This is a genomic window from Acinetobacter sp. 16 (genome assembly GCF_033439925.1).
GTDB classification, from domain to species: domain Bacteria; phylum Pseudomonadota; class Gammaproteobacteria; order Pseudomonadales; family Moraxellaceae; genus Acinetobacter; species Acinetobacter junii.
In genome coordinates, this window is the sequence record NZ_CP137746.1 from 1,520,092 (window position 1) to 1,541,757 (window position 21,666).

The 21,666-nt window shown below is 38.6% G+C and carries 19 protein-coding genes; 15 read left to right on the top strand and 4 right to left on the bottom strand.

Annotation, left to right across the window (positions count from 1 at the left end):
* Positions 1 to 112 precede the first annotated feature (112 nt).
* The 6 genes from hutU (at position 113) to R2H34_RS07525 (ending at position 8,409) form a co-directional block, all read left to right on the top strand.
* Entirely contained in the window at positions 113 to 1,780 is a 1,668-nt protein-coding gene (gene hutU / locus R2H34_RS07500; protein ID WP_087540730.1) for a urocanate hydratase, read from the top strand.
* An 84-nt stretch (positions 1,781 to 1,864) separates the two neighbouring features.
* A complete protein-coding gene (gene hutH / locus R2H34_RS07505; RefSeq protein ID WP_087540731.1) occupies positions 1,865 to 3,403 on the top strand; it encodes a histidine ammonia-lyase in 1,539 nt (512 codons plus the stop codon).
* Positions 3,404 to 3,467: 64 nt separating this feature from the next.
* Entirely contained in the window at positions 3,468 to 4,880 is a 1,413-nt protein-coding gene (locus R2H34_RS07510) for an amino acid permease (RefSeq protein WP_042892891.1), read from the top strand.
* 51 nt (positions 4,881 to 4,931) lie between these two features.
* On the top strand, positions 4,932 to 6,137 hold the full coding sequence (gene hutI, locus R2H34_RS07515; protein WP_042892894.1) for an imidazolonepropionase: 1,206 nt from the start codon (positions 4,932 to 4,934) through the stop codon (positions 6,135 to 6,137).
* Between the two features lie 30 nt (positions 6,138 to 6,167).
* The gene (gene hutG / locus R2H34_RS07520) at positions 6,168 to 7,088 is read left to right on the top strand and encodes a formimidoylglutamase (RefSeq protein WP_042892896.1); all 921 of its coding nucleotides are present in this window, start codon (positions 6,168 to 6,170) and stop codon (positions 7,086 to 7,088) included.
* Positions 7,089 to 7,137: 49 nt separating this feature from the next.
* Complete coding sequence (locus R2H34_RS07525; RefSeq protein ID WP_042892898.1) at positions 7,138 to 8,409, top strand: Glu/Leu/Phe/Val family dehydrogenase; 1,272 nt, start codon at positions 7,138 to 7,140, stop codon at positions 8,407 to 8,409.
* A 64-nt stretch (positions 8,410 to 8,473) separates the two neighbouring features.
* Here the strand turns inward: R2H34_RS07525 and R2H34_RS07530 are convergent, their stop codons facing one another.
* Together R2H34_RS07530 and R2H34_RS07535 are read right to left on the bottom strand one after the other, a co-directional pair.
* Positions 8,474 to 9,301 (bottom strand): SDR family oxidoreductase, encoded by an 828-nt coding sequence (locus R2H34_RS07530; RefSeq protein ID WP_042892901.1) that lies wholly within the window; start codon positions 9,299 to 9,301, stop codon positions 8,474 to 8,476.
* A gap of 37 nt (positions 9,302 to 9,338) precedes the next feature.
* Positions 9,339 to 10,055, bottom strand: coding sequence for an enoyl-CoA hydratase/isomerase family protein (locus R2H34_RS07535; protein WP_087540735.1), 717 nt, complete (start codon positions 10,053 to 10,055; stop codon positions 9,339 to 9,341).
* Positions 10,056 to 10,172: 117 nt separating this feature from the next.
* Here R2H34_RS07535 and R2H34_RS07540 point away from each other — a divergent pair, with 117 nt between their 5' ends.
* On the top strand, positions 10,173 to 11,237 hold the full coding sequence (locus R2H34_RS07540; protein WP_087540737.1) for an AraC family transcriptional regulator: 1,065 nt from the start codon (positions 10,173 to 10,175) through the stop codon (positions 11,235 to 11,237).
* On the opposite strand, the gene R2H34_RS07545 is transcribed toward R2H34_RS07540, so the two are convergent.
* A complete protein-coding gene (locus R2H34_RS07545; protein ID WP_042893759.1) occupies positions 11,234 to 12,646 on the bottom strand; it encodes a PLP-dependent aminotransferase family protein in 1,413 nt (470 codons plus the stop codon). The two genes, R2H34_RS07540 and R2H34_RS07545, sit on opposite strands and share 4 nt — an antisense overlap.
* A gap of 230 nt (positions 12,647 to 12,876) precedes the next feature.
* On the opposite strand from R2H34_RS07545, the gene R2H34_RS07550 reads away from it, so the two are divergent.
* Both R2H34_RS07550 and R2H34_RS07555 read left to right on the top strand, forming a co-directional pair.
* On the top strand, positions 12,877 to 13,695 hold the full coding sequence (locus R2H34_RS07550; RefSeq protein WP_318342540.1) for a hypothetical protein: 819 nt from the start codon (positions 12,877 to 12,879) through the stop codon (positions 13,693 to 13,695).
* Positions 13,696 to 13,739: 44 nt separating this feature from the next.
* Positions 13,740 to 13,928, top strand: a complete 189-nt coding sequence (locus R2H34_RS07555; RefSeq protein ID WP_318342541.1) for a hypothetical protein — start codon at positions 13,740 to 13,742, stop codon at positions 13,926 to 13,928.
* A gap of 1 nt (position 13,929) precedes the next feature.
* On the opposite strand, the gene R2H34_RS07560 is transcribed toward R2H34_RS07555, so the two are convergent.
* Positions 13,930 to 14,547, bottom strand: a complete 618-nt coding sequence (locus R2H34_RS07560) for a TetR/AcrR family transcriptional regulator (protein WP_042892500.1) — start codon at positions 14,545 to 14,547, stop codon at positions 13,930 to 13,932.
* A 489-nt stretch (positions 14,548 to 15,036) separates the two neighbouring features.
* Between R2H34_RS07560 and R2H34_RS07565 the strand changes: the two genes are divergently transcribed.
* From R2H34_RS07565 to R2H34_RS07590, 6 genes are all read left to right on the top strand, one after another.
* Complete coding sequence (locus R2H34_RS07565; protein WP_042892503.1) at positions 15,037 to 15,996, top strand: metal-dependent hydrolase; 960 nt, start codon at positions 15,037 to 15,039, stop codon at positions 15,994 to 15,996.
* A gap of 300 nt (positions 15,997 to 16,296) precedes the next feature.
* Positions 16,297 to 17,271 carry a metal-dependent hydrolase gene (locus R2H34_RS07570; protein WP_042892505.1) on the top strand — a complete coding sequence of 325 codons (975 nt, stop codon included), beginning with the start codon at positions 16,297 to 16,299 and terminating at the stop codon, positions 17,269 to 17,271.
* A 36-nt stretch (positions 17,272 to 17,307) separates the two neighbouring features.
* The gene (locus R2H34_RS07575; protein ID WP_004639500.1) at positions 17,308 to 18,132 is read left to right on the top strand and encodes an SDR family NAD(P)-dependent oxidoreductase; all 825 of its coding nucleotides are present in this window, start codon (positions 17,308 to 17,310) and stop codon (positions 18,130 to 18,132) included.
* A 94-nt stretch (positions 18,133 to 18,226) separates the two neighbouring features.
* Positions 18,227 to 19,747 carry a flavin-containing monooxygenase gene (locus R2H34_RS07580; RefSeq protein ID WP_004953594.1) on the top strand — a complete coding sequence of 507 codons (1,521 nt, stop codon included), beginning with the start codon at positions 18,227 to 18,229 and terminating at the stop codon, positions 19,745 to 19,747.
* 95 nt (positions 19,748 to 19,842) lie between these two features.
* A complete protein-coding gene (locus R2H34_RS07585) occupies positions 19,843 to 20,718 on the top strand; it encodes a class I SAM-dependent methyltransferase (RefSeq protein ID WP_042892507.1) in 876 nt (291 codons plus the stop codon).
* Between the two features lie 186 nt (positions 20,719 to 20,904).
* Positions 20,905 to 21,663: a 5-oxoprolinase subunit PxpA gene (locus R2H34_RS07590; protein WP_318342542.1), complete on the top strand. Its 759-nt coding sequence runs from the start codon at positions 20,905 to 20,907 to the stop codon at positions 21,661 to 21,663.
* Positions 21,664 to 21,666: the final 3 nt, after the last annotated feature.

Sequence of the window (21,666 nt, forward strand, 5' to 3'; positions counted from 1 at the left end):
AAAAGATTTGTGTAGTATATAGATGTATATACAAGTTAATACATTGCTATACGTTAAAAGCAGTTTAATTTGCGGTTCAAATCTCAAAGGAAGGAGTCCGATTGTGACTACAATGACAACAAAATTTCGTGACGTAGAAATTCGCGCACCACGTGGTACACAACTGAATGCAAAAAGTTGGTTAACTGAAGCGCCGTTACGCATGCTAATGAATAATCTTGACCCTGATGTGGCAGAAAATCCAAAAGAACTCGTTGTTTATGGTGGGATCGGTCGTGCTGCACGTAACTGGGAATGCTTTGATAAAATTGTTGAAACTTTAAAAAACTTAGAAGCGGATGAAACCTTGTTGGTTCAATCAGGTAAACCTGTTGGCGTGTTCAAAACCCATAAAGATGCGCCACGTGTTTTGATTGCAAACTCGAACTTAGTTCCACATTGGGCGAATTGGGAACACTTCAATGAGCTAGATGCAAAAGGTTTGGCTATGTACGGTCAAATGACAGCAGGTTCTTGGATCTACATTGGTAGCCAAGGCATTGTACAAGGTACATATGAAACTTTTGTTGAAGCAGGTCGTCAACATTACAACGGTGATTTAACAGGTCGTTGGGTACTGACTGCTGGCTTAGGTGGTATGGGCGGTGCTCAACCATTAGCAGCAACATTGGCTGGTGCATGTTCATTGAATATCGAATGCCAACAAACCAGTATCGATTTCCGTTTACGCACACGTTATGTTGATGAACAAGCGACTGATTTGGATGATGCATTAGCACGTATTGAAAAATACACCAAAGAAGGTAAAGCAGTTTCGATCGCTTTACATGGTAATGCAGCAGAAATTTTACCTGAATTAGTTCGTCGCGGTGTACGTCCTGATATGGTCACTGACCAAACCAGCGCACATGATCCACTTAATGGTTATTTGCCAGTGGGTTGGACATGGGAAGAATACCGTGAGCGTGCTAAAACTGAACCAGAAGTTGTGGTGAAAGCCGCTAAACAATCTATGGCAAAGCATGTTCAAGCGATGCTTGATTTCCAAAAAATGGGTGTGCCAACATTTGACTATGGCAACAACATTCGTCAAATGACACAAGAAGAAGGTGTTGCGAACGCTTTTGATTTCCCAGGTTTCGTACCTGCTTATATTCGCCCATTGTTCTGTCGCGGTGTAGGACCATTCCGTTGGGTTGCACTTTCAGGTGATCCAGAAGATATCTATAAAACAGATGCAAAAGTAAAAGAATTAATCCCTGATGATGAACATTTGCATCGTTGGTTGGATATGGCACGTGAACGTATTAGCTTCCAGGGTCTACCAGCGCGTATTTGTTGGGTGGGATTAGGTCTACGTGCCAAACTTGGTTTAGCTTTTAATGAAATGGTTCGCAGTGGTGAGCTTTCAGCTCCGATCGTCATTGGTCGTGATCATTTAGATTCAGGTTCAGTATCAAGTCCGAATCGTGAAACAGAAGCGATGCAAGATGGTTCAGATGCAGTATCTGATTGGCCATTATTAAATGCGCTCTTAAATACAGCAGGTGGTGCAACTTGGGTTTCTTTACATCATGGTGGTGGTGTTGGTATGGGCTTCTCTCAACATTCAGGTGTTGTGATTGTATGTGATGGTACAGATGAAGCGGCAGCACGTATTGCTCGTGTATTAACCAATGATCCTGCAACAGGAGTGATGCGTCACGCTGACGCAGGCTATGACATTGCGATCGAGTGCGCTAAAGAGCAAGGTTTGAACTTGCCTATGATTACGCAGTAAACAGACAACAACATTACGATGCTTTTTGCAATTGTGTAAGCAGCATCGTAAGCGAACAATAGAATGCAAAACAGGACGCCAACGATGGAACTTTTAATTCAACCCGGCAAACTTACCTTAGCAGATCTTCGTCATGCCTACCTAAATCCAATTAAAGTCAAACTTGATGACAGTGCATCAGCAGGGATTAATGCCAGTGTTGCATGTGTCGAAAAAATAGTGAATGAAGGCCGTACCGCTTACGGGATCAATACTGGTTTTGGCTTGCTCGCTTCAACTAAAATTGCGCCTAAAGATTTAGAAAAATTACAACGTTCACTGGTACTTTCTCATGCAGCAGGTGTTGGTGAACCATTAGATGATGCGATGGTTCGTTTAATTATGTTGCTCAAAGCAAACAGCTTGGCACGTGGTTTCTCAGGCATTCGCCGTAAAGTGATTGATGCCATTCTTGCGTTGATCAACGCTGAAGTGTATCCACATATTCCACTTAAAGGATCGGTAGGTGCATCTGGAGATTTAGCACCATTAGCACATATGTCTTTAGTGTTATTAGGTGAGGGTAAAGCTCGCCATAAAGGTGAGTGGCTTTCAGCAGTTGATGCATTGAAAGTTGCTGGCTTAGAACCAATTTCCCTAGCGGCTAAAGAAGGCTTGGCGCTGTTAAATGGTACACAAGTTTCAACAGCATATGCACTTCGCGGTTTATTTGAAGCAGAAGATTTATTTGCTGCTGCTACGGTTTGTGGTGGTCTAAGTGTAGAAGCGATGTTGGGTTCACGTGCGCCATTTGATGCTCGTATCCATGAGGTGCGTGGTCAACGTGGTCAAATAGATGTTGCTGCGGCTTATCGTGACTTACTCACTGATTCAAGTGAAATTGCACATTCGCATGAAGATTGCAGCAAAGTTCAAGACCCATATTCATTACGTTGCCAACCGCAAGTGATGGGTGCCTGTTTGACTCAAATTCGTCAGGCAGCGGAAGTATTAGAAATTGAATCAAATGCTGTATCAGATAATCCACTGGTTTTCGCAGCTGAAGGCGATGTGATCTCAGGTGGTAATTTCCATGCTGAGCCTGTGGCGATGGCGGCAGATAATTTGGCACTGGCAATTGCAGAAATGGGTTCACTGTCTGAACGCCGTATTTCGATGATGATGGATCGTCATATGTCACAACTTCCACCATTTTTAGTCGCTAATGGTGGTGTCAATTCTGGATTTATGATCGCTCAAGTGACTGCCGCAGCATTGGCAAGTGACAACAAAGCTTTAGCACATCCTGCAAGTGTGGATAGTTTGCCAACTTCAGCAAACCAAGAAGACCATGTTTCTATGGCACCAAATGCTGGTAAGCGCTTGTGGTATATGGCAGATAACGTTCGTGGCATTCTTGCAGTGGAATGGTTAGGTGCATGTCAGGGGCTTGATTTCCGTGAAGGTTTAAAAAGCTCTCCAAAACTTGAACGTGCTCGAAAAGTATTACGTAACCAAGTTCCTTACTACAGTGAAGATCGTTTCTTCGCTCCTGATATTGAACAGGCAAGTGAATTACTCGCAAGTGGCTGTTTGAATGAGCTCATCCTCCCAAATCTTTTGCCTAGTCTATCAAACGCTTAATCAAGATAACGGTCACATGGAGTGACCGACTCTAACTATATTTCCTCAAGGATTGGAGATAATAATGTCACAACACTCCACTTTACAGCGGGGATTAAACACCCGTCACATCCGTTTCTTAGCATTAGGTTCAGCGATAGGAACGGGACTTTTTTACGGTTCAGCAACAGCCATTAAAATGGCAGGTCCATCAGTTTTGCTCGCATATATTGTTGCAGGGATCGCAATATATATCGTGATGCGCGCATTAGGAGAGATGGCTGTTCAAAATCCAGTTTCAGGCTCTTTCAGTCACTATGCTTCACAGTACATTGGACCACTTGCAGGTTTTACCACAGGTTGGACTTATGTATTTGAAATGATCATTGTTGCGCTGGCTGATGTGACTGCTTTTGGAATCTATATGGGATTCTGGTATCCAGATGTTCCTCGATGGATTTGGATTCTGTCACTGATCATGTTCTTAGGTGCAATTAACCTCATTCATGTCAAAGTTTTTGGCGAGCTAGAGTTCTGGCTTTCAATCGTAAAAGTGACCGCGATTGTTGCCATGATTTTGGGTGGCTTAGGGCTGATGATTTATGGTTTCAATGCCGATCAAGCAGGTTTCACAACAGGTATTCAAAACTTATGGATTCATGAAGGCTTTATGCCAAATGGTATTGCGGGTTTGATTGCTTGTTTATCTGTCGTTGTATTTGCTTTCGGTGGTATTGAAATTATTGGGATCACTGCGGGTGAATCTAAAGATCCAAAGACCTCTATTCCTAAAGCAATTAACGCTGTTCCAGTACGTATCTTATTATTTTATGTGCTAACAATTTTTGTTTTGATGTCGATTTTCCCTTGGAATCAAATAGGTAGCCAAGGTAGTCCATTTGTACAAATTTTTGAGAATCTAGGAATCGGATCGGCTGCAACAATTTTGAATATTGTTGTCATCACTGCTGCGGTATCAGCGATTAATAGTGATGTATTTGGTGCGGGACGTATGCTGTTTGGTATGTCGAGTCGTGGACAAGCACCGCAAGTGTTTCAAAAAATCTCTAAAAATGGTGTGCCATGGATGACTGTTGTTGTTATGGCTGGAGTCTTACTTATCGGTGTGCTTCTCAACTATTTAATTCCAGAAAATGTATTCCTTATCATTGCATCAATCGCAACATTTGCAACAGTTTGGGTATGGTTGATGATCTTACTTTCACAAGTTGCGATGCGTCGTAAGATGTCGAAAGAACAGATTAAAGCACTAGATTTCCCTGTGATTGGTTGGCCGTATGCTCCTGCATTTGCTATTGCATTCATGTTGTTTATCTTGGCAATGATGGGTTATTTCCCTGACTCAAGACCTGCATTATATGTCGGTATTACATGGTTGGTTTTACTGTGTATTGCATACAACATTTGGGTTAAACCAAAACAAGATGCGATCAAGGTTGATCAGGATTTACCACAAAATTTCAAAATGGAAAGCTAATAACCTAACTGTTCAAGAGCGTATAGCTCTTGAACAGGGAGAGGATCTAAAATGAAAAAGCTTTGGAAAAACTGTCATATCGCTACTATGCAGGATGGGAAATACAACAGTATTGAACATGCTGCTTTAGTGACATCTGGAAATTGCATCCACTGGATTGGTCGTGAAAGTGATATACCCAATGACAATTATGCTGAAACCATTAATTTAAATGGATCATGGTTAACGCCCGGTTTAATTGATTGTCATACCCATAGCGTATTCGGTGGCAATCGTAGTGTTGAGTTTGAGCAGCGTTTGCAAGGCGTTAGCTATGCTGAGATCGCGGCAAATGGTGGTGGTATTGCCAGTACTGTTCGTGCAACTCGTGAAGCGAGCGAAGATGAGTTACTTGCTTCAGCACTAAAACGTATTCGCTGTTTACTCAAAGATGGGGTTACCACCATCGAGATTAAATCGGGATACGGTTTGGACTATCTGAATGAACGTAAAATGTTGCGTGTGATTCGTCAAATTGCAGATATTTTGCCAATGACTGTACGCAGTACATGCTTAGCAGCGCACGCTTTACCTCCTGAATATAAAGATCAAAGTGATGCGTATGTTGATCATATTTGTACAGAAATGTTGCCAAAACTACATCAAGAAGGACTCGTGGATGCGGTCGATGCATTTTGTGAGTATTTAGCATTTTCACCTGCACAAGTTGAACGTATATTTAACACAGCACATGCACTCAATCTCCCAGTTAAATTGCATGCTGAACAACTGTCTTCTCTTGGTGGCTCTAGTCTTGCTGCTCGTTACCACGCATTGTCTGCAGATCATTTGGAATTTATGACTGAAGATGATGTCAAAGCAATGGCTGCTTCAGGAACCGTTGCAGTGTTACTACCTGGTGCATTCTATTTCTTGAGGGAAACACAACTTCCTCCACTAGAGAGTTTGCATAAACATGGTGTCCGTATTGCTTTGTCGAGCGACTTAAATCCTGGAACTTCTCCAGCATTGTCATTACGTTTGATGATGAACATGGGAAGCACCTTATTTCGCTTAACACCTGAACAAACATTAGCAGGAGTGACTATTCATGCTGCACATGCTTTGGGACTACAAGATTCACATGGCAGTCTAGAAGTAGGCAAAGTTGCTAACTTTATTGCTTGGGAAATTGAACATCCATCTGAGATTGTGTACTGGTTAGGTGGAGATTTGCCTAAACGTATTATTCAGCATGGCAATGAAATTTGTGTGTAGTGCAAACAGTTTTAATTAGCGATATTTAATATGAATCATTCATTTACATGGCAAGGACGACATGATGGCGATGGTGAAGAACATCGACGTATCCATCATGTGGTAAATACCACACAACATGCTTCATTTGCCTTAATTGGTTTTGGTTCGGATGAAGGTGTAAAACGAAATAAAGGTCGTTTAGGCGCAGCGGATGCACCTGATATGATTCGAGCACAATTGGCAAATTTACCTGTACACCAATCTGTATCAATTGTTGATATTGGTACAGTCGTATGTGAGCAAGGTCAATTAGAAAAGGCACAAGCTGAGTTAGCAGATCAAGTTGAACGAAGTTTGCAACAGGGAATGAAACCGATTGTTCTAGGTGGTGGTCATGAGGTTGCTTTTGGAAGTTTTTCAGGACTATTCCAATACATCCAACATCATGAGCCGCAGCAAAAAATTGGAATCATTAATTTTGATGCACACTTTGATTTGCGTGAAGCAGAGCAGGTGACTTCAGGTACACCATTTTTAAATGCTGCAAAATTATCAGAACAGAATCAAAAAGAATTTCATTATTTATGCATCGGTGTCGCAAAGCATTCAAACACGAAAGCTTTGTTTGACACGGCAGATCGCCTGAACTGTCAATATATATACGATCAGCAACTTCAGCTTTCAGAAATTGACCATTTGATATCGAAAATTAACGGTTTTATAGAAAAAATTGACGCGTTATACATTACAGTAGATCTCGATGTATTTAATGCCAGCATTGCTCCCGGTGTGAGTGCACCTGCGGTCAAAGGAATTGATCTTTCGGTCTTTGATCCATTGTTTCAAGCCATAAAGAAATCTGGAAAAATTCGAGTTTTCGATGTGGCTGAATGCAATCCACGGTTTGATTTGGATAATCGAACAGCCAAATTAGCCGCTTATATTATTTTTAACTACATTTTTGACTGATGGCTCGGCGTGAGCTGACCCATCTATTTTCATTTTATAAGGATAGACAATGTCTAATTTATCTTATATCTCTCAAAATAACGGTCCATGGTCAACTTACCTCGAACAAATCGATCGCGTTGCGCCTTACTTAGAGCATTTAAAAGATTACATCGACACATTGAAGCGCCCTAAACGTGCCTTGATTGTGGATGTGCCGATTGTAATGGATGACGGTACGATCCAGCACTTTGAAGGCTATCGTGTTCAACACAATTTATCACGTGGTCCAGGTAAAGGTGGTATTCGTTTTCATCCAGATGTTGACTTAAATGAAGTGATGGCACTCTCTGCGTGGATGACGATTAAAACTGCAGTTTTAAATCTTCCATTTGGTGGTGCAAAAGGTGGTGTACGTGTTGATCCGCGTAAACTTTCACCTCGTGAGTTAGAACGTTTGACACGTCGTTATACCAGTGAAATTAGTCACATCATTGGACCACAAAAAGATATCCCAGCACCTGATGTGGGTACAAACCCAAATGTCATGGGTTGGATCATGGATACATATTCATCTGGTCAAGGTCATACTGTGACAGGTGTTGTAACTGGTAAACCTGTACATTTAGGTGGTTCATTAGGTCGTATCAAAGCAACGGGTCGTGGTGTGTTTATCACAGGTCAACAAGTTGCTGAGAAGATCAAATTACCTTTAGATGGTGCGAAAATCGCAGTTCAAGGTTTTGGTAACGTAGGTAGTGAAGCTGCGTATTTATTCGCTGAGTCAAAATCTAAAGTCGTAACTATTCAAGACCATACAGGTACGATTTATAATCCAGAAGGTATTAACCTTGAAGAGTTAAAAGTTTATCTTCAAACAAATCAAGGTGTGGGCGGTTTTGCTGGTGCGCAAGCGATCAGTGATGAAGCATTCTGGGATGTGGAAATGGATATTTTGATTCCAGCAGCTTTAGAAGGTCAAATCACAGTTGAACGTGCACAAAAATTAACTGCGAAGTTGGTTTTAGAAGGTGCAAACGGACCAACATATCCTGAAGCTGATGATATTCTAGTTCAACGAGGTATTACGGTTGTCCCAGACGTTATCTGTAATGCGGGTGGTGTAACTGTTTCTTACTTTGAATGGGTTCAAGATATGTCGAGCTACTTCTGGTCAGAAGAAGAGATTAACGAACGTCTTGATAATCTGATGATTCAAGCAATCCATGATGTTTGGAATACTGCCAACGAGAAAGTATGTACGCTAAGAACCGCAGCATTTATTCTTGGTTGTGAGCGTATCTTAAAAGCACGTAAAGAGCGTGGTATTTTCCCAGGTTAATACGGGTGAAATAACAATAAGCGACCTTAAGACCATAGTTTTAAGGTCGCTTTTGTCTTAGAAGTTAATCTAAAAAGAAATCTTTTTGTAATTCTGTCTTTCCTTCAATACAAGCATAGCCGCCTAGTTCAGTGATCCCAATTCTTGCAAGCGCTTGCTCATCAGTTAAACTTTGTCCTGTGAGTTCACCACGATTAGTTGTATAAATTGCATAAGCTGCATCTGCCATAATTTCGGGTTTGCGACTTAGTTGTAGGGTATTTTCTTCTCCCAAATTTTTTGAAACCGCAGCAGTCGCAATATAAGTTTCTGGCCATAAGGTATTACAAGAAATTCCATATTGCCGAAACTCTTCCGCCATACCTAGTGTGAGAATACTCATTCCATATTTAGATAATGCATAGGGAGAAAGCATTCCTAACCATTTCGGTGACATATTGACTGGTGGAGACAAACTCAAAATATGTGGGTTTGAAGATTTTTTTAAGTAGGGCAATGCTGCTTGAGCACAGATAAATGTCGCTCTGTGATTAATGGTCTGGATCAAGTCATATTGTTTTAGGGAAGTTGACTCAACACCAGTGAGAGCGATTGCGCCTGCATTATTGATGAGCACATCTAACCCGCCGAAGGTTTCAACTGTTTGTTGTATAGCAGAATGAATTTGTTGCTCATCTCGTACATCTAAAATGAGAGGAAGTGCCTTACCACCCGCAGCTTTAATTTCTTCTGCAACACTGTATATCGTGCCTGATAATTTAGGTGTTTCGACAGCAGTCTTCGCAGCAATCACGACATTAGCACCTGCTTGGGCGACCTTTATTGCAATTGATCGACCAATACCACGACTTCCACCTGTGATAAAAACAGTTCTTCCTTGCATAGTTTTCATTGTAATTTCCTATTTCTAATTCATGCTAAAAATTAAGTTAAAGAATAAAAGGATGTGCAAATTTTTCAGGATTATACAACTGTCGTTGTTTGGCAATTTCTACAATTCGATGGCGCAATTGACGTTTAATTACGGCATAGGTCAGGCGATGTTTCTGTGACATATCTTCTGCAAATCGTAAAGTTTCAGTCTGTAAGGATTCAACAGAATGTATCTGGCTCACTACTTGAGCTTGTAAACATTCAACGCCTGTCATCGATTTGCCTGTCAACGACATTTCCCAAGTTGCATATTGATTAGGTAGCAGTTGGACAATTTCTGCAATGATATCGGTAAAAGGAATGGTAAGTTTTATTTCAGGAAAACAGAATCGACCTTTATCTGACCGCATAAATCTAAAGTCACAAGCTGATGCTAAGATCGCACCGCCTGCATAAGCATTGCCATTGATTTCAGCAATTACAGGGAGATTCAATAATGCTAAGCGAAGTAACATATCTTCTAGTTGAATAGTAAATGCTTTTTTATCTTCGATAGATTGTTGCATCAACCACGCGAGATCTAAACCATTACAAAACGTTTTGTGATGATCACTTCGAATAATCAGGCTCGCGTTATTTTTATCGTTTTCAATTTCATCAAAAACCGAAATATATTCATCTAAAACGTCTTTGTTGAGCGCATTTTCCTGATCGCCGTTGATTAATGTCAGCACATAAATGGATTGTTGTTTATCGAGATGTAGGCTTGCCATTTAAGCAATTCCTCTAAGTTTATTCATTTATCTATGACTGATTATTCAGAATAAACTGCTCGCCCAATAGGGTAGACTATGCCATATTAATGATCATTTTAGGACATTGGATGTGCTATGCGTGATCCTTTTGGGCTGTTTCAAGAAAACATTTCTGTTTCTTATGCTCATGTATTATTAGAAATTACTGAAGCCTATGGCATAGAGAATCAAACTGTTTTACATAATACTGGGTTGGTTCTATCAGCTATGAAACATGCTGATGCCAAAATGAGTGCTCATCAGTGGTCTAAGCTGGTGGTGAATGCATTACAACTCACAGGCAATCATCGCTTGGGTATTGAGTATGGACTCAAACTTCGTCCTACTTCACATGGGGCATTGGGCTTTGCATTTTTAAGTTGTGCTGATGTTGAAACTGCTTTGACACTCTGTCAGCAATATTTCTGTACTCGGATTCAAAATTTCACACCTGAATGGACTATTGATCAGGATTTTGTCTATGTTTATTTAGATGATGTACATCCTGTTAGATTTGGTGATGAGCAACAATCAGCGCAATTACGATCATTTCTAGTCGAATGTTTGATCTTTGGTGCAATTCATTTTTTAAGTTTATTTTCAAAAGAGCTGATTGAGCAGAGTGAAGTCTTTCTTGATTGGGAAGAAAGCAATGATTACCAGTGTATTGAGCTTTCAAAAGTTAAGATACATTTTAGTCAAAAAAGAAATGGGCTTCGTTTTCCTAAATTCTTCCTTAACTGCAAAAATAAAAATGCTGATCAAGTTTCTTTTCAGCAGGCACTTTTGTATTGTGAAAATGATAAATGGCGGTTAGTTAAAGAAAATATAAGGGATTTACAGAAAAGTATTCGCTCAGAATTATTGTATAACTCAAGCAATGGTTATCCCACATTGCCCATGATTGCTGAACGTTTGAATATGTCTGAACGAACTCTAAAAAGACATTTACAGGCGCAAGGGACGACTTTCTTACAGATTCTAGCTGATGTACGATTTACGGAGGCTAAAAAAATGCTGCAACACAAACAATATAGCATCCAAGATATTGCAAGCATTGTTGGTTATGAAGAAGCGACCAATTTTATCCGTGCTTTTAAAAAGGCCTTTGGAGAAACACCAAGCCAATATCGAAAGCGTAGCGTAGCCAAATCTAGTTAAATTGAGATTTCTTTCTCAATAGCTAGAATAAATTGATCCACGGCATGTTGAATTTTTTCAGTCCATTCAAAAGAACAATTCATTCGAATAAAGTGTTGATGTGAAGGCAATACATTAAATAGCGGACTGGGTGCTATACCAATCTGTTGTTGAATCAGTAGTTCATAGATTTGCATGCTACTGACTTTTTCAGGCAATTGAATCCAAAGAAAATAACCACTTGGATAATTATATACCTTGCAGTTTTCGGGTAAATGTTGTTTTAGATATTGGAAAAATTGTTTTTTATTCTTTTCTAATGAACGTCTAAGCGTTCTTAAATGCTTTTCATAATGATGATGGGTTAAAAATTCAACAAGGGTATTTTGTATGAGCGCATTCGCAGAAATCGTGCTCATCAGTTGTAAATGTTGAATGTGCTCTGAGAATTTACCTGCATAGACCCAGCCCATACGAAAACCAGAACCTAAAGTTTTCGAGAAAGAAGAGCAGTGTAATACTAAATTTTGTTGATCAAAATACTTCATTGGAAGTGGTTTCTGACTGCCATAAAACAATTCTTCATAGACATCATCTTCAATTAAATGAATTTGATGTTCATGCAAAAGTTGAGCAATTTTAAATTTGATTTCATCGCTGACTGTAAAGCCAATTGGATTGTGTGCATTGAGCATAAACCAGCAGACTTTGATTGGATACGTCTTAATCACTTGTTCAAAAGCTTCAATATCAAAACCATGCTGTGGATGTTCAGGAAGTGTAATGACTTTCAATCCTAAACGTTCGGCTGCCTGCCAAGCGCCATAAAAAATAGTTTGCTGCAATAAAATATAATCACCAGGTTGTGTGATCGCTTGCAAAGACAGATTGAGTGCTTCCAAGCCTCCAGAGGTGATAACAATATCATCCGCATCGGTTGGAATACCTTGCATACAATAACGTTGGGCGATCAGTTTCCGAAGTTCCAAATTCCCAGGTGGAAGATTGGTGGTTTGGTCGTAACTATGTCGGTTACGGGAGAGTTGTCCCATGATTTGAATCAGCTTGGGTGGATAGAGCAACTGACTATCAGGAAATGCCGAGCCCAGCGGACTGATATGTTTAGATTGAATCGATTTTAGATATTTAAATACCAGAGAGTTAATTTCAATTTTGGGATTCAATGCAACAATTGAGTGTGTTTGTGGAATTTGGGTCGATACTTGCTCAGCAACAAAATAACCAGATTTTTCTTTTGAATAAATTAATCCTTGTGCCTCTAATTCTTGGTAAGCATTCATCACTGTGATCAAGCTAAAACCTGAACGTTGTACTTGTTCACGTAGAGATGGAAGTTTGCTATGTGCCTTCCAAGTGCCATTTTCGATCAGTAATTTTAGATTGTGTGCTAACTGTTCAGACTTATACATGAAGTTTGCAGCCCTAATGATATCTGCTTTTATTTTAAAGAAAATCTATCAGGATTTTATAACAGATTTAGTCCAATCGAATCATCTGTTATATTTTTTTAAGCATGCTCTGTAGCTATTCAATACTTTAAGTAACGCTCAAAATAACACCATGAACGATTAAAACTCCAAACACAAAATTTGGGTTTATTTGGTTCTAAAGAGTGTTTCGATTTGACAGGGCGTATTCGATGTTTGTGACTAAAGAACTTAATGCGATGACAGCAGTTTTTGAAGGCAGTATGCCTTCATCACTGATTAAGGAAGAATTACAACTTGAATATGTGAATCTTGAAGCGACTTTATTAAGAGCAAAAGTCTTGAGAAATTTTGCTAAAGAGAAAGTGACTTACATTGTGAAAACTCAAATTTATGAGAATGACCAAAATCTAGCATATTTAATTGCGCCGTTTGTGCTTGCCAATTTAAATCAGCCTGTGATTTATACCACGCTCAATTCATCTTCGATTTTAAAGATATTAAATCAATATTATCAGGCAGAAAAAAGAGTGAAGTTGAATGTCATAGATTTGCTGCAAAGTCTGAAAGTTTATGTAGATGTTGTCGATCAACCCAAAAACCAAGAAGACTTTCTATTTAGAAACTTGGTTAAAGCACTCTGTCGATCAGATATTTCGCAAATTTTTTTGATCACATCATCAGCGATGAATCATCAGCAACTTCAACAGTTGCAGGATTTCTTAAGTGTAAAGATTAGTGTCATTCAGACAGTTTATGAAGAAAGTATTGTAAAGGATGAAATGTTAAATACTCGGAAATTGTTGTTTAAAAACAAAGATGATTTCCATCGAAATATTTGTACATTGTTTTCATCTTTAAACGCAAAACTTATTGCACAAATAAGTCAACTTAGTGAAGTACAAGCAGCTCATTTGATTGAAGACATGTTTTATTCGGAACATATTTTTGAAAAATTATCAGTCTATGCCGAATACATGCAGACTCATATCCAAAATGGATCAAGTTATAAAACTTTATCCATGATTTAAAGATTTTAGAACCGAATACTTGTATTTAAATAGGAGTAGACAATATGTCTCAGCAACAATCTAAGTTTCCATACTTAACAGTTGGTATCAGTATTTTACTTGGTTGCTTATTTTTAGTTTTCTTCTTCCTTGCGGTCAGTAATCAACCAGATTATATGCCGTCACAACAGAAGCAGAATATTCAAAAGATTCAACCAGCACATTCATCTAGAATTTTTAAAGGCAATCAATAATTTATGCCTCAGCTTTTGCTAGCTCTGTTTCGATATAGCTAATAATCATCGTACTTAAACCTTTAACCATTTCATCAAAGCTAATTTGAGGGTTAGGTAAGATGAGATGACGAGCGACGTTAAAGATACTGCTGTTGATACTGATATAAGCTGTAACACTCAAATTATTAACTTTTAGATATCGAGGATGGCGCATCATATATTTCATGAGCACTTCCATCAACGCCATTTCAATTTGTCCAATATAGCGTTCATATTTAAGTTCTGTGGCATAGCGTAGACATATAAGATAACGATCATTATCGCGTGTGAGCAAATCTCGGAACGTATAAAAGATCATCTGAAACAATGGTTCAAGCTCCATTTCCACGATGATAGGAGTAAGTTCTTTCACCATATCTAATACTTCTTTTACAAAAGATTTGGCCATCGCATCATAAATTTCTTCTTTATTCTTAAAGTATTCATAAAGTGAACCTACACTCACTCCAGCAATATCAGCAATATGACGGGTCGTTGTTCCACTGGTTCCATTGACAGCAACAGCGATAAAACCTGCTTCGATAATAGTATCAACAGTAACTTTTGAGCGATTTTGACGAGGTTTACGAGTAGCCATTTCAGTGAAAAATAAAATCCGAACATATTGTCAGATTAGCATGCCCTGATATCTCATGAAAGTTCTATTAAATTAATCCGAACAAAAATAATTACTAATTTTTAAATTATACTTTTGAATTTGTAATAAACACCAGTTTAGATAAGATAAATAAAATTATTTCATTATTTTTTTCTTAATTATGTTTTATTTAAATTAATGATAATTATTGTTTTTAATTTTAATTGCTGTGAATTTTTATGATTGAGATTACTTGTTGAGTCGTATCAATATTAGAAAAATATAGGATAAAAAATCTTCATTTTTACCCGAATTGAATCCGAACATAAGATCGGTTTACATTGGTTCTAGTAGGGAACTAGGTTCAATAAAATCTCCCGAATCTTTTTTCGTAACTTAGAAAAGAATGAGTGTGGCGAAAAGAGATGAACCTAATCCAAAGAATATTATAGGGCAAATGACGCTCAAGTGAAGTAGGTAGGTGTAGCCATGATTAGCAGCACGTTGAACAAAGGTTTGAGTTTATTTAAATCCAACCCAATAACTGAGCAAATCGATTTTGCGAGTAAAAAGAGCATACCCATTCGACACTTGGCAATCGGATTTGAAGGTAAACAGATTGATTTATCATTCTATATGAATAACCAGTTTGCAACGATTTTCTTTGCAACGCTTTCTGTTTTCTTGACTTATGGTGAAGACTTAGTGATTGAAACAGCACGTCACCATCGTGATTTGCTCAAAGATCCTATTTTAAAACAACGTGTAACCTCTTTGATTGGTCAAGAGGCGATACATTCTAAATTACACAATGAATTTAATGACGCAATTGTTGAACTTGATTATCCAGTGCGCTTGTATCGTTTTCTTGGTGAAAAGTTTTTTGATCATATTTTCTTGAAATTCCCACAACCATTAAAACTTTCTCTAATGGCTGGAATCGAACATTTCACGGCCGTGTTAGCAGAATACATGATGGCGCATGAGCAGAACTTCTATTTTTCTGATGATGCAAAGACACGTGCTCTGTGGATGTGGCATATGCTTGAAGAGTCTGAACATAAGGATGTTGCTTATGATGTTTATCAAACATTGAATGGTAATTATGCGTTACGTGTTACAGGATTTTTCCTTGCATATTTCACGATTCTTGGGTTGATTCCATTCTCAGCAACATTAGTTCCAGTCTTGCGTAAACCGCAAGAAATGTTAACGGCGAAGTTTTGGAAAGATGCTCGACGTGGTGTGAAATTAATCTTTAGCCCTAAAGATGGTGTGTTTGGTAGTACTCAGGCTCGAATCTTTGATTATTTGCGCAGAGATTTCCATCCTAACGATCATGATGCGTCAGAATATTTTAAACACTATGAGAAAAAATTGTTATCAGAAGGCGGTGCTTTACATCCTTTCTTTGTGAAGGAGTTTACACCTAAAGTTCAGGCAGCTTGATTGATTTAAAGCGATGCAGTGCACGAGTGAATTATCGTTTTCGAGTGGCAAAAATGATCAATTCGTTATGAGCAATTTGGTTCTTGTTGGTCATATTTTGCTAGTGCACTATGCATCGAATATCTTGATAAAGACCAGGATTAGATTTTATCGAGATAATGTTTGGCACAAACATTCTTAGAAATTTTTTTAAGAGCTGAGATGTTTCAAATTGCAGAAATAATCTTAAAGACAATTTGATCATTTCATTGGATGTGCCGCTATTAATTTTTATATTACTCTCTCTGTGGGGGACAAGCGATGGTCGCTCAAGTTATTCGAAATGTATTTTCAGACAAACTTAGTACTAAATATCAAGGCATTGTCCAAAATTTAGCGAACAAGGCTCCAATTCCTATTCGTCATTTTGATTTCAAATTTAATCCAGCTGAGTTGGATCAGAAGTTCTTCTTAAATAAAGAGTTGGCGACTTCTTATTTTCATGCTTTATCGATTTTCTTAACCTTTGGTGAGGATGTGGTCATTGAGACAGCTCGTCACCATCGTGAATTTATTAATGATCCGATTTTGAAACAAAGATTGACTTCATTAATTGGTCAAGAAGCAATTCACTCAAAAATTCATAATCAATTCAATGATGAAGTTCTCAAAGAGAATGGTTATCCAGTCGAATTGCTCCGCGCCATTGCAGATAAAGTGTTTGAGTACGGAATTTATAAACTACCGCACTCTATGCAGCTATCTTTAATGGCAGGTATTGAGCATTACACCGCTGTACTCGCTGAATTTATGATGCAGCATGAAGAATATTTACTTGGTTCACAAGATGAAAGACAACGAGCGATGTGGATGTGGCACATGCTCGAAGAATCAGAGCATAAAGATATTGCTTATGATGTTTTTCTAGAGTTATCGGGGGATTACTGGGTTCGTATCACGGGATTCTTACTTGCAAGTTTGACCATTTTAGGTGGTGTTTCTTTAGGCGGTTACTTGATGCCATTTATTCGTAAGCCAAGTAATTTGATCAATCCACGTTATATGAAAGATGTATTAGAAAGTACCTCATTATTATTTGGTAGTGAACGAGGCGTATTTGGTAGTAGCTTTATGCATATCTTGGAATATTTACGTCCAAGCTTCCATCCAAACGACCATGACACTACAAAATACATGGAATATTACAAAGAGCGTTTATTAAATCCAGAAACAGGTTTGTTATCACCTTATTTCTTAAAAGAATTTGTACCACCTGTTCGTGCAGCATCTGCATAACTTGGTCAAGCCGAAACAATAATTTGGAATACAAATATGAAATTATTTGGAAAGAAAGCCAAACCAAGCCAAAACGCATATGCAGTGGTAACTGGTGCGGGAAGTGGGATTGGTCGTAGTTTTGCACTTGAACTGGCAAAGCGTGGCGGGACTGTGGTTTGCTCCGATATTAACTTGGAAGCAGCAAAAGAAACGGTTGCGTTAATCGAGCAATTGGGTTCAAAAGCTTTTGCAGTAAAGTGTGATGTTGGAAATGCTAAACAAGTTGAAAAGCTTGCTGACCAAGCAGAACAACTTATGCAACATCCAACAACACTTGTGATCAACAATGCAGGTGTTGGATTGGGTGGTAAGTTTGATGAAACCTCTCTGGAAGATTGGAAATGGGTTTCAGATATTAACTTATGGGGCGTGATTCATGGTTGTCACTATTTCGTACCAAAGTTTAAACAACTTGGTCGCGGTGCAATAATCAATGTTGCTTCCGCAGCGTCTTATACTGCGGCACCTGAAATGACAGCGTATAACGTGACTAAAGCTGGGGTACGTGCTTTGTCTGAAACGCTTTCAGCTGAATTGAGAAAACATAACATCAAAGTCAATGTGTTATGTCCAACATTGGTGCCGACCAATATCATCAAAAACGGAAAAGTACCGCACAAGGGTATCTTGGACTATGCACTGACAAACTTGGCCTTCACGACCAGTGACAAAGTTGCCAAGCTGACATTAGACCGTTTGGATAAAGATCAGCTTTATACCATCCCTCAGATTGACGCAAAACTATTCTGGTTAATGAAACGTACTGCTCCGAATTTATATGCAAAATTCTTGGGTACATCATACCGATTAATGAAATAAAACCTGTTTAGGAAAAAGATTTTAATTACTGAAATAGGCTTTCTTTAGGTTAATCAATGCTTATTTCAGTTAAATAAATGAAAGGATATTTTGAATGACAGCTCAAGCAAAAAAATTAAATTCTGCTGACAAAAAAGCACTCCCTCAGCATATTTACGATACGTTTATCGTAGGCGCAGGGATTTCAGGTATTGCAACAGCAATCCGTCTTGATCAAGTTGGTTATAGCAACTACAAAATCATTGAAAAGGCAACACGAGTTGGTGGTACATGGCGTGAAAACACTTATCCAGGCTGTGGTTGTGATGTACCGTCAGCTTTGTATTCATACTCATTTGCTCCAAGCGCAAAATGGAGTCACTTGTTTGCTCGTCAACCTGAAATTTTGAACTATTTAGAAGAAGTGAGTGAAAATTTTGGCGTAAGTTCAAAAATTGAATTTGGTACAGAGTTACTCAGTGCAAAATGGGATAATGAGCGTAATTTATGGGTGATGGATACCAATAAAGGGCAATTCTTGTCACGCTCAGCGATTTTCGCAACAGGCCCAATTACCGAAGCTCAAATTCCAAAATTAGATGGTCTAGAGACCTTTACTGGCGAAATGTTCCATTCAGCAAGATGGAATCATGATTATGATTTGACTGGTAAACGTATTGCGGTCATCGGAACGGGCGCATCAGCAATTCAGTTTGTGCCACAAATTCAACCAAAAGCTAAAGAATTATATGTATTCCAGCGTACCGCGCCGTGGGTTGTTCCAAAACCTGATACGGATTTGGGTGATGTAAGTAAAAAATTAATCGAAAAATATCCATTAATTCAAAAAACTTGGCGCCAAGCGGTTGCTCAATCATTGAATGCAATTAACTTTGGTTTACGTAATCCTGCTGTGTTAAAACCAGTAGGTGAGTTGGCTAAGCTGATTCTACGTTTCCAAATTGAAGACGCAGAGTTACGTAAAAATGTAACGCCAAACTTCACCATTGGTTGTAAGCGTTTATTGTTCGCAAACAATTATTATCCAGCTTTACAGCAACCAAATACTAAACTCATCCCTCATGGTTTAGTCAAGGTTGAAGGTAATACTGTTGTTGCTGCAAATGGTGAGCGTCATGAAGTTGATGTGATCATTTGGGGTACAGGTTTTGAAGTCTCTCATCCACCGATTGGCAAGCGTGTTGCGAATGAAAAAGGTGAGATTTTAAATGACCTTTGGAAAAGCAGTTCTCCAGAAGCGTATTTAGGTACAAGCATTGAAAACGTACCAAATGCCTTCTTAGTTTTGGGTCCGAATGTTCTGGTATATGACTCTTTTATTGGTCTAGCAGAAGCTCAACTTGATTATATCGTTGATGGCTTATTGAAAATTAGAGATCAAGGTATTGCCAAGTTAAACATCAAACCTGAAGTGATTAAAAAGCACAATGAGTTAGTACAAAAGCATCTTAAAACAACTGTTTTCAATGCTGGTGGATGTAAGAGCTACTATTTAGATGCAAATGGTCGAAACTTTGCTGCTTGGCCTTGGTCGTTGAAAAAGTTAAAGCAACGTTTAAAACAGATGGATTTAAATGATTACCAAGTGACGTATCAAACTGAAAAGACCAACTAATTTTTTAGTCGAGTGATATTAGGGCAGTAAATTTTATCTTAGGATGGAGTTTGCTGCTTATTTTTTGCAAGATAGAAATAAATTAGGAAATAAATATGAAAGATGGACAATCAAGCCGAACGGCTGAGGCGGCTGCGGCATTACGTGCGAATCATTTTCAAAATGCTCAAAATCCAGTTTTTTCTGACCCATTTGCATTTGAGCTAACCAGTAAAGGTTGGCAAAAATTATTGAAAACATCGCTCACCGTTAAAGTGATGAACTCAACTGTATTTAACCGAACTTTAGGTTTACTGACAGGGCAAGTTGTTGGTCGTTCTCGATATGCAGAAGACTTATTGCAAAAGGCGATTCAGCAAGGAACTCAGCAATATGTCTTGGTGGGTGCAGGTTTAGATTCGTTCACGTTGAGACAAGCACAGCGCTATCCTAATTTAAAAATTTTTGAAGTTGATCATCCTGATACCCAAGCGGCAAAACAGTTGAAACTCAAAGAATTTGGTGACATTCCAGCTAATGTTGAGTTTGTGTCGATTGATTTTGAAAAAGAGTCGATTGCAGATGCATTGGCAAGAAGTTCATTTCAACAAGATGAAAAAGCATTTTTTTCTTGGTTGGGTACAACACACTATCTTGAACCACAAACCACATTACATACTTTATCGAGTATTGCTCAAATCGCTAGAGAGGGAAGTGAAGTGGTTTTAGATTATTCAATTGACTATCGTGAGTTGAATGGTGCTGAACGTTTCGGAAGTTTATTTGTTTCACAATTTACTCGTTTCTTGAAAGAACCATTAAAAGGTCAGTTTCGACCGAAAGATTTGCATCAAGCTGTAAATGAAATTGGCTATCAAGTTATAGAGGATTTATCAGGTGATGGTCTAAGTGAGCGCTATTTTTATCAGCGTCCTGATCATATTCGACATACGATAGCAACGCATATGTTGCATTTACTTTTAGCTAAATAGGCATATATATGACTTAGCTCCTAAGAGTTTCGGGGCTAAGTGTCTAAATAAAAAGATGCTTAATTAAAATAAATTCTGTATAAAATCCCATTCGGAAATTAATAAAAATAAATATTGGTAAAGCAAAGCGTTGGAGTATATTGCTAAAATAAATCAATAAAAGAAAGAGTAGCAATTGGGAAGCGTATGTACATTGATCTAAACAGTGATTTAGGCGAGAGCTATGGCTCATGGTCTATGGGTAATGACGAACAAATACTTCCGATTGTTAGCAGTACCAATATTGCTTGTGGTTTTCATGCAGGTGATCCCAAAAGTATTCTACAAACATTGAAGCAAGCTGCTCATTTAAAAGTGAGTGTAGGTGCGCATGTCTCCTATCCAGACTTAGTGGGTTTTGGCCGTCGTAATATGGATGTGGCATATGATGAGTTATATGCAGACGTCTTGTACCAAATTTCAGCTTTACAAGGTCTAGCACAAGTCGCAGGCACTAGTGTTCGGTATGTAAAACCTCATGGTGCTTTGTACAACACTATCGCTACCAATTTAGTTCAAGCAAAAGCAGTTATAGATGCGATCTTGGCTTACGACTCGTCTTTGGTATTAGTCGCTTTAGCTGGTTCACCCTTAATCGAATTTGCAAGAAAGCAAGGTTTAAGAGTCGTATCAGAAGCATTTGCTGATCGTGCTTACCATCGTGATGGAACTTTGGTTTCTCGACGTCAAGAGGGTGCGGTTTTGCATGATGTAGAAATGATTGCTGAGCGTATATTAGATATGATCAAAAAAAAGGGTGTCATGTCTATAGAAGGCGAATTTACCCCGCTTAAAGCCGATACAATCTGTTTGCATGGAGATTCGTTAGGAGCATTACAGATGGCAAAAGTGATTCGCCAAACCTTAGCTGATCACCAAATTGCTATACATAGCTTTGTATCTTAAAAC

What these genes read in the sequence shown, in the direction of transcription:
- R2H34_RS07535 (WP_087540735.1), bottom strand. Translation starts at nt 10,055, where the DNA reads ATGGCAAGCCTACATCTCGATAAACAACAATCCATTTATGTGCTGACA.
- R2H34_RS07550 (WP_318342540.1), top strand. Translation starts at nt 12,877, where the DNA reads ATGTTTGTGACTAAAGAACTTAATGCGATGACAGCAGTTTTTGAAGGC.
- R2H34_RS07545 (WP_042893759.1), bottom strand. Translation starts at nt 12,646, where the DNA reads ATGTATAAGTCTGAACAGTTAGCACACAATCTAAAATTACTGATCGAA.
- R2H34_RS07525 (WP_042892898.1), top strand. Translation starts at nt 7,138, where the DNA reads ATGTCTAATTTATCTTATATCTCTCAAAATAACGGTCCATGGTCAACT.
- R2H34_RS07580 (WP_004953594.1), top strand. Translation starts at nt 18,227, where the DNA reads ATGACAGCTCAAGCAAAAAAATTAAATTCTGCTGACAAAAAAGCACTC.
- hutH (WP_087540731.1), top strand. Translation starts at nt 1,865, where the DNA reads ATGGAACTTTTAATTCAACCCGGCAAACTTACCTTAGCAGATCTTCGT.
- R2H34_RS07510 (WP_042892891.1), top strand. Translation starts at nt 3,468, where the DNA reads ATGTCACAACACTCCACTTTACAGCGGGGATTAAACACCCGTCACATC.
- R2H34_RS07585 (WP_042892507.1), top strand. Translation starts at nt 19,843, where the DNA reads ATGAAAGATGGACAATCAAGCCGAACGGCTGAGGCGGCTGCGGCATTA.
- R2H34_RS07575 (WP_004639500.1), top strand. Translation starts at nt 17,308, where the DNA reads ATGAAATTATTTGGAAAGAAAGCCAAACCAAGCCAAAACGCATATGCA.
- R2H34_RS07530 (WP_042892901.1), bottom strand. Translation starts at nt 9,301, where the DNA reads ATGAAAACTATGCAAGGAAGAACTGTTTTTATCACAGGTGGAAGTCGT.
- R2H34_RS07540 (WP_087540737.1), top strand. Translation starts at nt 10,173, where the DNA reads ATGCGTGATCCTTTTGGGCTGTTTCAAGAAAACATTTCTGTTTCTTAT.
- R2H34_RS07555 (WP_318342541.1), top strand. Translation starts at nt 13,740, where the DNA reads ATGTCTCAGCAACAATCTAAGTTTCCATACTTAACAGTTGGTATCAGT.
- R2H34_RS07570 (WP_042892505.1), top strand. Translation starts at nt 16,297, where the DNA reads ATGGTCGCTCAAGTTATTCGAAATGTATTTTCAGACAAACTTAGTACT.
- R2H34_RS07590 (WP_318342542.1), top strand. Translation starts at nt 20,905, where the DNA reads ATGTACATTGATCTAAACAGTGATTTAGGCGAGAGCTATGGCTCATGG.
- hutI (WP_042892894.1), top strand. Translation starts at nt 4,932, where the DNA reads ATGAAAAAGCTTTGGAAAAACTGTCATATCGCTACTATGCAGGATGGG.
- R2H34_RS07565 (WP_042892503.1), top strand. Translation starts at nt 15,037, where the DNA reads ATGATTAGCAGCACGTTGAACAAAGGTTTGAGTTTATTTAAATCCAAC.
- hutG (WP_042892896.1), top strand. Translation starts at nt 6,168, where the DNA reads ATGAATCATTCATTTACATGGCAAGGACGACATGATGGCGATGGTGAA.
- hutU (WP_087540730.1), top strand. Translation starts at nt 113, where the DNA reads ATGACAACAAAATTTCGTGACGTAGAAATTCGCGCACCACGTGGTACA.
- R2H34_RS07560 (WP_042892500.1), bottom strand. Translation starts at nt 14,547, where the DNA reads ATGGCTACTCGTAAACCTCGTCAAAATCGCTCAAAAGTTACTGTTGAT.